At 39.7% G+C, this 13045-nt stretch carries 12 protein-coding genes and 1 pseudogene; 10 read left to right on the top strand and 3 right to left on the bottom strand.

Annotated elements, in window-relative coordinates; all coding sequences use genetic code 11:
* Positions 1-127: 127 nt before the first annotated feature.
* Positions 128-1474, top strand: a complete 1347-nt coding sequence (locus VHO47_03445) for a hypothetical protein (protein ID HEX2978147.1) — start codon at positions 128-130, stop codon at positions 1472-1474.
* Positions 1475-1486: 12 nt separating this feature from the next.
* Here VHO47_03445 and VHO47_03440 read toward each other — a convergent pair whose 3' ends face one another.
* Positions 1487-2134, bottom strand: a complete 648-nt coding sequence (locus tag VHO47_03440; protein ID HEX2978146.1) for a hypothetical protein — start codon at positions 2132-2134, stop codon at positions 1487-1489.
* A 388-nt stretch (positions 2135-2522) separates the two neighbouring features.
* Between VHO47_03440 and ftsH the strand changes: the two genes are divergently transcribed.
* The 9 genes from ftsH to VHO47_03395 all read left to right on the top strand — a co-directional run bounded on the left by ftsH (position 2523) and on the right by VHO47_03395 (position 10281).
* Positions 2523-5177, top strand: coding sequence for an ATP-dependent zinc metalloprotease FtsH (gene ftsH, locus VHO47_03435; GenBank protein HEX2978145.1), 2655 nt, complete (start codon positions 2523-2525; stop codon positions 5175-5177).
* A 289-nt stretch (positions 5178-5466) separates the two neighbouring features.
* On the top strand, positions 5467-5670 hold the full coding sequence (rpmB, locus tag VHO47_03430) for a 50S ribosomal protein L28 (GenBank protein HEX2978144.1): 204 nt from the start codon (positions 5467-5469) through the stop codon (positions 5668-5670).
* A 98-nt stretch (positions 5671-5768) separates the two neighbouring features.
* Entirely contained in the window at positions 5769-6038 is a 270-nt protein-coding gene (gene rpsT, locus VHO47_03425) for a 30S ribosomal protein S20 (GenBank protein ID HEX2978143.1), read from the top strand.
* A 277-nt stretch (positions 6039-6315) separates the two neighbouring features.
* Positions 6316-6489, top strand: coding sequence for a hypothetical protein (locus VHO47_03420; protein ID HEX2978142.1), 174 nt, complete (start codon positions 6316-6318; stop codon positions 6487-6489).
* Positions 6490-6554: 65 nt separating this feature from the next.
* A complete protein-coding gene (locus tag VHO47_03415) occupies positions 6555-6821 on the top strand; it encodes a hypothetical protein (protein HEX2978141.1) in 267 nt (88 codons plus the stop codon).
* A 108-nt stretch (positions 6822-6929) separates the two neighbouring features.
* Positions 6930-7223, top strand: a complete 294-nt coding sequence (locus tag VHO47_03410) for a hypothetical protein (GenBank protein ID HEX2978140.1) — start codon at positions 6930-6932, stop codon at positions 7221-7223.
* A gap of 210 nt (positions 7224-7433) precedes the next feature.
* Complete coding sequence (locus VHO47_03405; protein HEX2978139.1) at positions 7434-9107, top strand: colicin E3/pyocin S6 family cytotoxin; 1674 nt, start codon at positions 7434-7436, stop codon at positions 9105-9107.
* A gap of 9 nt (positions 9108-9116) precedes the next feature.
* Entirely contained in the window at positions 9117-9647 is a 531-nt protein-coding gene (locus VHO47_03400) for an ankyrin repeat domain-containing protein (GenBank protein ID HEX2978138.1), read from the top strand.
* A gap of 394 nt (positions 9648-10041) precedes the next feature.
* Entirely contained in the window at positions 10042-10281 is a 240-nt protein-coding gene (locus tag VHO47_03395) for a hypothetical protein (GenBank protein HEX2978137.1), read from the top strand.
* A gap of 29 nt (positions 10282-10310) precedes the next feature.
* On the opposite strand, the gene VHO47_03390 is transcribed toward VHO47_03395, so the two are convergent.
* On the bottom strand, positions 10311-12041 hold the full coding sequence (locus tag VHO47_03390) for a penicillin-binding transpeptidase domain-containing protein (GenBank protein HEX2978136.1): 1731 nt from the start codon (positions 12039-12041) through the stop codon (positions 10311-10313).
* Positions 12042-12054: 13 nt separating this feature from the next.
* Positions 12055-12945: pseudogene (gene xerA, locus VHO47_03385) on the bottom strand (site-specific tyrosine recombinase/integron integrase).
* Positions 12946-13045 lie beyond the last annotated feature (100 nt).

The raw sequence follows: 13045 nt of genomic DNA, 5'->3' as shown, positions 1-13045 counted from the left end.
ATTATAAAAATATAGAAATTACAAAAATAAAAAAACGCGGGCCGCTCGTCCTGAGTGATTTCGAGCAGAGCGAGAAATTGTATCGAAGGATGGCGGAGCGCAGAATCTTTCCATGATAGGATTATAGATGACGATAAAAAGATATATGAAGATGCTTATTTATATCAACATTGTCTTTTGTACACACCTCATTGCAGAAAATGCTCCGATGAATGTTTCTATTAAAGGATCCTCAGTTCAAAAAATGAAATTATTAATTGGCGTTATCGATGCAAATGAAATAATGGACGAAAGTTCCACGTTGCTTAAAGAGATGCTTGAACGTTCAAAGGCGATGTTGAGCGGATTTTCGGTTACGATCATGCCGTTTGAAAAACAGCCATCAAAAGCTGCAATGAAAGAATTAATGAAAGATGGATTTGGTTTAGGATTATTTTTAGCGCACACGTGGTTTGGCGGAACACTCGAATGGCGGTTATACGATCTTGACGCGCATTGTATGATTAAGGGGAAGAGGTTTTCAATTAAAGAGTATCCTGCGCGGATTGTTGCAGAACATATTGCTGACCAAGTATGGCCATTGCTTACCGGCCAGGGTAGTTTTTTTTCAACGCGCATTGCGTATTGCAAAGAAAAAAGAATCAAGGGGAAAAAAATTGAAAAACATATTTATGTAACAGCGCCCTATATTGATTGCGAAAAGTGTGCAGAACAATCGTCCTTGCTGGTGAAGAATGCAAATGCATTTGCCCCGCGTTGGAACAACGATTCTCTTTCACCCATGATTTTATATTCAGAAATTACGAATTCAAATGTACGGTTAATGTCGGTAGCTATGGATAAAAAAAGAAAAATGGTCGCGAATCTTGATGGATTTGTCATGCGTCCTTCGTTTTCAAGCGATGGGAAAAAAGTGGTCTACTGTTCGTGCGATGGTTCAATTGGAAGCAAAAGCACCATTTATTTATATCAGATAGATGAGCAAACAGGCAGATCTTCTCTTTCACAAGTTACTCATAACGCTGGCCAAAATATTTCGCCAACGCTTTGCGATAATGGAGACATTATTTTTTGTTCAGATGCGGGCAGTAAGCAACCCTATATTTGCTATTATCATGCAGATACAAAAGAATTTGAAAGATTAACCCCAGACGGCTATTGTTCAAGCCCAAGTTTTTGCCAAGCGACGAAAAAAATAGCTTATTCACGTATGTGCAACGGCACTGCACAACTTTTTTCATATGATTTGAATACAAAGACGCATACACAATTGACGTTTGATAACAGTAATAAAGAAGAATCGTGTTGGTCGCCCTGCGGAAACTATTTAGCATTTACTGTCACCAATGGAAAGACAAGCAGAGTTGCAGTGCATCATGTTTTTAGCAATGAACGAATTTACGTCACGAGCGCACAAGACCGTTGCTGCTATCCAAGCTGGTCGCCGCTTTATGAACAGCCAATAGGCGTATAGAATAGATGCTCGTTATTTAAATTTTGCTGGAAACTGTTTTACAATGCCGTTTGACAACTCTTGGCCCATGCCTCGTAACTGTTCCATAACTTTATCAAAATTGGTTACGTCGCCACTCCAATCTTTTTTCAAGCGAGCTAGCACTTCATTTGTAGTCAATTTAAGGTGATCATAAAGCATTGTCTGCAGGGGCTTGAATTTCCAATTACCTGGATTTGCATTTCGTAGAAATAGCGCAATATCATCTGCATTTGAATGCCATAAATTATCGTTGGCTTTTAATTTTTGTTGGTTATTTGCTTTTGCAGCATCGACAATGTCTACGGCAATTTTAATATGATTTTTTAACAGAGCGGTCATTTTTTTTCCAGCGTCTTCTCCATAAAACTGCGCAATCGCATTACCAATATCATCTTGATTTTTCATCAAGCGGTCAGCAGCAGCTTCTTTTCCTGGAGCGTTATTAAGTGCTTCGATAATGTAAATGCGTGTCCAGATACCATGATCAGACCAGAGCTGCGTCATCGCTTCGCGAAGATTGTACTCTGCCATTGGAATTGTTTTTCTAACATCGGGTTGAGTAATTGCAGCGGTAATTCCAGATGTTTTACTGAAAACAAAAATGATAAATAATGCGGAAATTCGTGATAATTTCACCATTCTGGCCTTTCGCAGTGCATGCCAATAAAATATTCATAATAGAAATTTTATCACAGTTCGCACATGTCAAACAATAAAAATAGACAATCGTTGCTTGGTAAAAAAATTTTGTTTTCTTTTGCTCTTTGGATATAGAGCTGCGCATTCTACAATGATTCTTCTTGAAAAATTGCTGAAGAACATCAACTCATGTTTGTTCACGCCCTAAAACGCTGATTTTAGGGCAATCTATCGACAGTTTTTTGATAATATTGTATACTTTGGACATAATAGAACGGCCCTTAGGCCGTAAATTAATTCAGTCAGGAAAAAATGGCTCTGGGGTTTGAAGCGAAAGAGCCGGTAACGCGACACGTTAAAAAAATATAAGACCGATAGGATAGCGCTTATGAAAAAAATGCGATTCAATCAATTATCCAAAGGGCCTCGAAATCTTATCTTTATTGTTATATTATTTGTTGCCTGTTTGGGACTACTTACAAAGCTGACCGATTATACGCGTCAGGTTAAAGGAATTAGTTATTCAAACTATTTAAAAGCGGTTGAAGAAGGCAATGTTAAAGCGGTTCATGTTTCTGGCCAAGATGTTTTTGGCGTTATGAACGATGGCTCTCGTTTTGAAGTAACCGTGCCTGAAAATACTAATAATTGGGACATCCTTAAAAATCACAATGTAGAATTCTCGGTAGCTGCAAATTCTAATCCGTACAATATGTGGTACATGATGTGGATTGCAATGTTGTTGGTGGTGCCTCTTGCAGCTTGGTATTTCATGCGCCAAGCACGCGGCTCAAATAATAGTAGCGGCGGCATTTTTTCCATGGGTAAAAGCAAAGCAAAAATGTTTACCCCTTCTATGATCAGTGAAAACTTTTCCGCTGTTGCAGGCGCTACCGATGCCAAAGAGGCGTTAAAAGACGTTGTAGATTTTCTAAAAAATCCTGAAAAATATCGTCGTCTTGGGGCGCGTATTCCTCGTGGTGTGCTTTTAGTGGGCGACCCAGGTAATGGAAAAACATTACTGGCAAAAGCGATGGCAGGCGAAGCGCATTGCCCATTCTTTAGCGTTTCCGGTTCAGATTTTATTGAAGTATTTGTGGGCGTAGGCGCAGCGCGCGTGCGAGATCTTTTTGAACGTGTACGCCGTCATTCGCCGGCGATTGTTTTTATTGATGAAATTGATGCAATTGGCCGTCAACGCGGAAGCGGTTTTGGTGGTGGGCACGATGAGCGTGAACAAACGCTTAATCAGCTTCTGATTGAGATGGACGGTTTTGAATCGTATAATTCTGCGGTGATCGTAGTCGCAGCTACTAATATGCCAGAAGTTTTGGATAAGGCGCTCTTGCGTCCTGGTCGTTTTGATCGCATGGTGACGGTCGACTATCCCGATGAAATGGCGCGCGAACAGATTTTAGCAATTCATGCACAAAAAGTTAAAATGGGTTCCGATGTTGATTTGAAAGATATGGCACGAGAAACGGCCGGATTTTCTGGCGCAGATTTGGGCGATCTTATCAATAAAGCAGCCTTGCAAGCCTCAAAAGAGGGCAAAGCGGACGTTGGTATGGCAGATTTAAAAGCTGCGCATAAAAAAATCGTACACGAGAAGAAAACGAGCGGCGCTACTTCCGTTAATCCGATGGTTACGGGAAGCGGAAATGCGAAAATGTTTGTTCCTTCACAGATCAAAATTACGTTTGCCGATGTCGCCGGTATGCCCGAAGCAAAACAAGAATTAAAAGATGTTGTAGATTTTCTGCGCAATGGTGAAAAATATCGACGTCTTGGCGCGCGCATTCCGCGCGGAGTGCTTTTAGTGGGCGATCCAGGCAACGGTAAAACATTGCTTGCAAAAGCGGTTGCTGGGGAAGGAAATTGCCCATTCTTTAGCGTTAGCGCTTCAGATTTCATAGAAAAATATGTGGGCGTGGGTGCATCTCGCGTGCGTGATCTTTTTGCACAAGCGCGAAAGCATATGCCAAGTATCATTTTTATCGATGAGCTTGATTCAATCGGTTCGCATCGCACATCTGGCGGCGATGGGGGCAGTGAAGAGCGTAATCAAACATTGAATCAATTGCTGACGGAGCTTGATGGATTTAATACGATCGATTCTTCGGTTATTCTTATTGCTGCAACAAACCGTTCAGATGTTTTAGACCCGGCATTGTTACGACCAGGAAGATTTGATAAGCAAATTCACGTTCCTTATCCAACGCTCAAAAGCCGCGAAGAGATTCTTAATGTTCACCTTGCGCGCATTAAAACTGATGGTGGTATCGATGTGCCTCGTATTGCGCGAAGCACAACAGGATTTTCTGGTGCCGACCTTGCGAACTTAGTAAACGAAGCGGCATTGATGGCAGCAAAACGAGCGGATGATAGCGTGGTAACTATGCACGACTTTGAAGCGGCGCGCGATCGTTTAACTCTCGGCCAAAAAATGGAATCTCGTGTAATGAGCGACGAAGAGAAAAGAATTACCGCCTTTCATGAAGCGGGGCATGCATTGGTACGCATTCTGATGCCGGAGCATGGTGATCCACTTGATAAAGTAACGATCGTTCCACGCGGCGGAGCATTGGGCGTAACTCACTTCTTGCCTGAGCGGGATGTAATGCTTGAAACAAAAGATAGATTTATGGCATTCGTGTACGTTGCTCTTGGTGGGCGCGCTGCCGAACTGCTTGCGTGCGGTGTGATGACGCCTGGCGCTGGTGATGATTTCAGGAAGGCGACTTCTTTGGTGCGCAGAATGGTATGCGGCGGAATGACGGATGAAATGGGCCCAGTGGTCTATGATCAAAGCCGCGAATATCGTTATTCTGAAAAAACTGCCGAGCGCATTGACGAGCTTGTTGAAAAAATTCTGAGCAACTCGATGGTGGCGGTAAAAGAACTCCTTCAGAATCACCGAGAAAAACTTGATAAATTGGCAATTGCGCTTCTTGAAAAAGAGGTTCTCTATGCCGATGAGGTTTACGAGCTTCTTGGTATCGATCCGCGCAGCAATTTCCGATTAACGGGGCAAGAAAGCTAAAACTCCACCGATACTACGGTTATCCAGGCCTTCCGTCTTGGCCAAGGCTGTGGCGGGCCCTTAAAGTTGTATGGGATATCGCAGTCAGAATGCCTCTTAATTTTGGAGGCTCGTGGTCTGGTAGGAGCGGTCATCGGGGCCGATTATCGAGCCTAGAGTACTGGAAATCCTCAAATTTATCGGTAATTGATGCTTTATCTTGTTAAATCAGATTGAAAAAAAACGATTTTATAGTACATTGTAAAGAAGAATACGATTTAATGACGTTCGTGAAAGGATGTTTGGTATTATGTCAAGAATCTGTTGCCTCTGTGATAAACGTCCTCAAAGTGGAAACTTAGTGAGCCACGCAAATAACCGTACAAAGCGCTGGGTGTACCCAAACGTACACAAAATGCGTTTCAGTATCGTTGGCCAAGCGCAAAAGAAAGTAATGCGTGGAGCTGTGTGCACCAAGTGTATCAAGGCTGGTAAAGTCGAGAAAGTTGTATAAAATCCTCAATTTACACCGCTTCGCGGCGGGTTGTGGGGACCCTGAATAAAATAATCTTTGCATACAGGCAAAGATTAGAGAAAAAATAAGGTCTAACGATGGCAAATACGAAATCTGCTAAGAAACAAGCACGTAAAAATATTAAGCGCCGCGATGTAAATCTAGCGCGCAAAACAGCAATTAAAAGTGCTGCAAAAAAAGTTCTTCTTGCAATCGAGCAAGGCGAAGATATCAAAGTAACGCAAGAGCTTATGCGTGATATCGAAGCGAAATTAGCTCGCGCAAAAGGCAAAGGCACGCTTCATAAAAAAGCGGCATCCCGCAAAATCGGCCGTTTGGCAAAGCGAGTAGCAGCAGCAAGTAAATAAATTTGCGCTGATTGCTAAAAATTTTTAAGAGCAGTGGATTAAATTCCGCTGCTCTTTTTTTTGCTCGTTAGCTATAATATTAGAAAAAATAATAAGGGGATTCATATGCATAAATTCCTTAGCAACTATTTTCGTTCTTAGTTTTTGTGATAGTTTACGCGCAATGGAGAGCACATCTGGATGGGTTATTAAAAAGGAAACCAATACCTACGAATCATATTATCTAGGTACAGAAAATGTTAAAGTCAGGGCGACTCATTATTGAGAGGGCCCATTGATGGGGATTGTTGATTGCAATTATTTATCTGATGGCAACCCCAAGCCTATTAATGTAGGATCAACTACATTAACAAAAATAGAGGAGAAAACTCCTAAGGATATGTTTCAATTACTTAAAAAGATGTACGAGTTGCAGTTTGAGGCGGCGCTACATGCACATCCAAGCAATTAAATGATCACGATTATAAAATTCTGAGTATTATGATTCTGGCTTTCTGAATATTTTGGGGAATCAAGATGTATAAAATGTTAATAGCAATAAGCTGTGTTGTTTTTTTGAATAATCTTGATGCGATGGATAGTAAAGTTTCTAAAGGGGAAAGTGAAAAATCTGAGTTCTATAGCTTTGACGGTATTGTTGCCACTCAAAATAAAAAAAACAAAAAGACCTTTGCAGCAAAATATGTAAATGGTGAAGTTGTCCAAGTGCCAGGCGCTACAGATATTTTTGAAAAACTAAAAAAACAATATGAAAAAGAGCAGGCACTGCGCCGAACGACTTAAAGAGATTATTGCGAGCATTAAAAAACGCTCATTGCCGATTGCGGTGCTATTTTTTTATGCCAATCACTTAGTCCATATTACACTCATTTTTATGAGATGGAGTTCTGAATGAAAAAATTTTTATCGTTAGCCATACTAATCAGTTTAAATGCTTCTTTTTATGCTATGGAAAATATTTTCAGAGGAGAGAACGTCAATTGTGAGTGGTTTATTGCGAGCACTGGTAACCAAATAATAATGGCGAGTTGCTTCTGGGAAAACAAGACATTTTTTGCGATCAGCAAAAGCAATAATGAAGAGTTTGATGAAAAAACGCTGAGCAATCCCGAGAACATCTTCAACGAGCTAAAAAAAGAGTTTCATAGGCGAACGCAACTTTCTAAAACCGCACGAAAAAGCTGAGCCTGTTTATCTATTCTAAAATTAAGCAGCTGCAGCGCATTCTTTTTCTGCCATCATATCTCGATAATTAACAAAGAACATTCTTTAAATTTCTAATAACGAAATTTTGCGCTATCAGAAAAATAGTAATGATTTTCATTATTAGTAAACAATATAAAAAAAATAATTATAATTGGAGGTGCATAATATTAATTGGCAGAAGGAATATGTATGGAAAAAAAATTTACAATAAATCATAAATTAAAAATTTGGTTATTGGTCATTGCGAACTTTTCATATACATATCCTATGAATCGCCCGAGCAATTCGAATCCTAGCTCGCCCAGAACTCCTGTCATTTCAGTCACGCGTTCAATAGGGGGATCACCGAGCACCGCCTCAAAAAGTTCACCAAGTCAGCCGAGCAGCGGCTCATCAAAAAGCAGTCAAAATACATCAACGGCGAAATCAAGACAGCCGGTCATGCTAGTTCAGCGCACAATAAATGGTGTAAGCAATCAATCATCCAAATCGGCTCCAGCTATTTCGAATACACATGGGCAGCCTAACCAAAATACGTCAAATCATAAGCCAGCATTTGTACCTGAAGCTCCTAAAGTACCCCGAGCTAAACCCACTTCAATGCAGCGAGATTACACTTCTCATGAACCAAACCTTTCTCAGGTGGAAATAAAAAACCCAACCCGAGATCCATGGAGCGAAACACTTCCCGTTGTGCCATATCATGATTTCGCAAAACCTACCAAATCTCAGAAGACAATAAATAGCCTTCAGGGCGATGATCAAAATGTACAACCCAAATTAATGCCAGAATCAATGAAAGACAACGCAATTAAATTATTGCAAGAACTGGAGTCTAAAAAAAATAATCATGAGGCGTACCAAGCGTGTGTTTTTGATCACAGATATGAAATAGCTCGTATGCTTAAGGCGCTGGGCTATCCTATTCCTGATACTCATCCAAGTCAAGCGCATTTCGCTCCGCCGGCGATAGGATTTATTCTTGCAGAAGGACCCAGTTTAATAAGATATGCTTTGGAAGCCAGTATGGCAATTGCTGGTGCGGCAGGGGCAGCTTGGTTAATATCAGGCAATAATTCTGAGCTCGATTGCACTAAGGAAATTGAGAGAATCAATTCTAATCCTAAGAATATAAAACAATCGTTAAAGGAAGCAAAAAAACGATATCAACGAGATTATGGATATGAGTTCAATATGCTTAGCACCGATTACGCAGATCGTGTCTATTCTCCCTCAGAAGTAAAAGAAATGAGGCAACGTGGCATCGATTCTCGTATTTTGACGCTAGAAGATGAGAGAGGTGCCTTTTTTGATCAATCACCACCTATCGAGCAAGCAAATCAGATAAATGCGTACTCTCCGATTGGTCAAATGGCTGAGTCAGAAGATGCTATCAGAAATTCGACCTCGAACAACGAAGTAAATAGTTCTCAACTTTTATCCACTATTACTCCAAATAATCAGAAAACGGGGCAGAAAGAAAAGAGTACGGAGAGAAATACGGAAACTAAATCCAGTCATTCAAGTGCAACTGGTGGAAGTCCAGATCCTGAAGATCCGTGGGGTGGAAAGAATAGGCAAAATTCAAAAAATAAGAAAGATTTTAAGGAACGTAAAGAAAATAAAATCTCAAAGAAAGAATTTTTTGAAAAAGTAAAACCAGATTATGAGTATTGGAAAGATGGAATTTACAAGAAAACAAGCAAAGCTGAAAGTTTAGCTGGAGCAGAATACTTGCAATGGGACCATCTTCACAATGATGTTGAGGCCTATAATTCCTCTTATAAGCATCTTGGGTCGATTGACCCTGAAACTCTAAAGCTATATAAGCCGGCTGTCCCATCAAGAAAAATTAATAAATGAGGATTGTCTATGGATTCCCCAAAAAATAATAAGCACATTTTTGAAGAAATTACGAACATGATCGATAACGGAGCGTCGGATGAACAAATAAAAGAGATTTTTGAAAAAATAAAATCTGAAGATTTTTATTTAACCAATCCGATCGTTTACGATCTTATTTCAAATAAAAGAATCAATATTTTAGATTATTTATATGAAAAAAAAATTCCTCTATCTTATGTGGACAATACGGGTGCTACGCCGCTGCACGTGGCATGCGCTATTAATGGAAGTCTTGAAGCCGTAAGATTTTTATTTGAACATCATATTGCTACTGACATTAATGCTAAAACTGATGAAGGCGAAACTCCTTTCTTGTTAGCAGTAATGTATGAACATGAGGATATACTAAAGTATTTTTTGAAGCATGCTAAACCAAATTTACAAGTAACTAACTCGTCTGGCGATACGGCATTTTCCTTAGCAGAAAATATTGGAAATCCTGAAATATTATTACTCCTACAAAAATTTAAAAGTGAAGATAAATTAAAGAGCAGGTAACGAGATTCTTTTTGAAATTAGCGCGTTTTTTACTATGGAAAAAAGAATTATTTTGGTATGTAAACCATTACGTTTTTACACAACTAATGATGAAGATTTGTTTTTTAATTGGTTAAAAAAAATAAAGTGCATAGAAGATTATAAAGGGGTGGGAAATGCTCTCCACGTTCTTATCAAATCTAAAAAAATCGAAGATAGCGAATTGCTAGAATTATTCGGAATTTTCGATCGATATAATTTGATGCAGAACAATTAACGATATTTAAAAATGCGGGCAACAAAGCCTGGTTCAAATAGCGGATTTAAAAAAAGAAAAAATGAACAATAATACAAACTATTTAGTTTGCAAAAATATTAAATTTGGTTCTCAGCATGATGAAGATGCTTTCTTTGAATGGATAAAAAAATTAAATGCATAAAAAGTTTTGAGGGCGCTCGGAATGAATTATATTTGGATTTGGTGGATGATAAAATTGAAGATCTAGAATTGCGGGACATTATCGCTTTATTTCGAGGATATAAAGTTGATATGGCGCAATTGAAGAGATTTTTGACTGAAGATAATAAGCGGTGGTTTTTTGACAATAAAAGAGCTTATTGGTATAAAAAAGTTTTTGAAAATAGGAGATGTTAGACAGGTTATTTTTGAGGTATTTATGGAGCTTATGCCGCAGCGGCAGATTCTTTTTCTGCCATCATATTGCGATAATTAACAAAGAATTTTTTAGCGACTTTTGGCGCTTCTTTAGAGGAACTTACATTTTCAACAAGCAATACCATAACGAGCGGTTTTTCTTTTTTATATCTAAAGCGGCCGGCAAACCATGCATGATAGAGCGGTTCAAGCTCCCCACTTTCTTGCGTTTCCATAGAGAAAATTTGCGCCGTTCCTGTTTTTGCATACACTTTCACGTTATTTATTTTATTAGTGCGCTGCGCTGTTCCGATGGTTACCACCGCTTCCATCGTCTTTTTGAGAAATTGGCGCGTTTCAGGTTTAATGGCGAGCGGTTTTTTTATTACCGGTTCGCTTGCAATAATGCGTGGGTTCACCAAATAGCCGGTGAAAATACTCGCGATCATGCGGGCTGTTTGCAGTGGGGTTACTAAATAATAACTTTGACCAATAACGGCTGATAAATTTTCTCCGGGCCACCATGGTTCACGCTTAACTCGCCGTTTCCATTCACTGGTTGGCACGAGGCCGGTATTTTCCGGCAATAAAATATTTGTTTTTTCTCCCAAACCAAAGCGATGTGCATAATCGGCTAGCGTATCGATCGATATTTTTTTTGCTATTTCAAAAAATAAAATATTGCACGATTTAGCGACCGCTTCATGAACAGAAAGTGCGCCGTGTCCATCTCTATTTGCGCAGTGATATTTGCGCCCGCGAAAGCGCGTAAACCCTTTGCAATAGGTAACCATTTCAGGATTAATAAGTTTATTTTCAAGTGCTGCACTCAAGGTAACAAGTTTGAAGGGCGATGCTGGCGGATAGCAGCAGACGGTTCGGTTTAAAAACGGTTTTTTCTCTTGCAATAATTGCCATTCACTGAGCGGAATCGGATCAAGAAAGAGCGCTGGATCGAAAGCGGGGCGGGAAACAATCGCTTTTAACGCGCCATCTTCAGGATCCATAATTAAAAGGCAACCACCATTTTCTAGCGGGAACGATTCTTCCGCAATATCTTGCAGCGTTAAATCGAGCGTTGTTGCAATATCTTGGCCCGCGAGCGCTTTGGAAAGTTCTTCAGCATATAGATTCGTCCCTACCGAATTGATCATTTTCAGTACGGTGCCTTCTTGGCCTCGCAGCATCGGCTCAAACATTTTTTCAATCCCCATTTTTCCCGCACCTTCTGAGTTCATGCTGCTAATATAGCCAATCACGTGACTTGCCTTGCTTCCGTAGGGATAGCAGCGTTTTAATTCTGTCGTAATGTTTATATTTTTATCGGTCGGAAAAAGTTCCGTAATTTTTCCCAACTGCTCAAACGTTGCGTTGGAAAAAAGAATTGCATCTTTTGAGGTGCGCTCTGCATATTTAATGGCGCTCAATTGCGTTTGTTCGATAGTAATTCCTAAAAGCTCTGCAACTTTTTGCAGCGTTGCTTGTTGCTCAGTAGTAAGTTGTCGGTTACCAGAGCCGCGCCAATAAATATTAGTAATAGGGCGATTCGTGGCAAGAAGTTTACCATTGCAATCAAGAATATTGCCGCGGCGCGAATATACTTTTTCGACGCGCAAAAAATTATGGCGTGCTCGATCATGAAGGTCTTTATTGAGATACACTTGGAGATACGTTAAGCGCATCATAATAATCATGCATGCAATCACATAAAAAATCGCAATGTATTTTATTTTTTTTGTATACGAAACGATTGTTTCCATGTATTAACTCCCCTCAATTATCGTCATCTGATTTAATTATGGTATTGAGCGGGTGGATTGTATCGCACATTTCGCTTAACTGTTCAGTGCTTACATGCGTATATTTTTCGGTACTCGCGAGCGTTTTATGCCCGAGAAGTTCTTGCAGTGTTCTTAAATCAACGCCTTGATTAAGTAAATGCGTTGCAAATGAATGACGTAATTTATGCGGCGTTATCTCTTTTTTTATTTTCAAAAATGCACGAAACATTTCAATAATCCGCTGCACAGAACGAGTGGTGAGTGGTTCGTTTCGGTTGTTTAAAAAAAGACGATCACTTTGACTTGTTGCTTGCGGACGTTCATGGGCAAGATACGAAAGCATCATCTCTTTTGCTTTTTGGCCAAAAAGAGCAATGCGTTCTTTTCTTCCTTTTCCATAAATCCGGATTGTTTTTTGTTCAATATCGATGTCCGAAATCTTAATGTGCACGAGTTCTGAGCATCTAATACCGGTCGCATAAAGAAGTTCAAACACTGCTTTGTCCCGATAGGGTTTGCGTGTTGGCAATTCATCAATTCTGACTGTATCAAGCACATGAAATATTTCATCCACGCTTAAAAAAAGCGGAAGTTTTTTATCCAGGCGCGGTCGGGTAATGGAAAGAGGAACGGTAATTCCAAGGGTTTTAAGAAAAGAAATAAACGATTTCATGCACGACATTTTTCGTGCAATAGAACTTTTTTCAATTTGTTCATGATAGAGAGCAACGCAATAGCGTTCAAACGCTCGATTGAGCGGAATATCTTCAGAGCTATTATTTTTCTGAATTGTTTGCCAGAAAGTAAGAAAACGTTCCAAATCGGTTTGATACGCGCGTACGGTATGTACTGAAAGATTGCGCTCAACTTCTAGATAGCTAATAAAATCTTTTATTTTTTCTCTAAATAGTTCTGGAGACATTTTTAACCTTGTAGTGTGTTTGTTGCATACAACATAAAACAGGTGATTATATTGATCAATA

The organism is Candidatus Babeliales bacterium (assembly GCA_036260945.1).
In the GTDB taxonomy this organism is placed as follows: domain Bacteria; phylum Babelota; class Babeliae; order Babelales; family JACPOV01; genus JACPOV01.
This window is presented reverse-complemented; position numbering and strand designations above follow the sequence as displayed.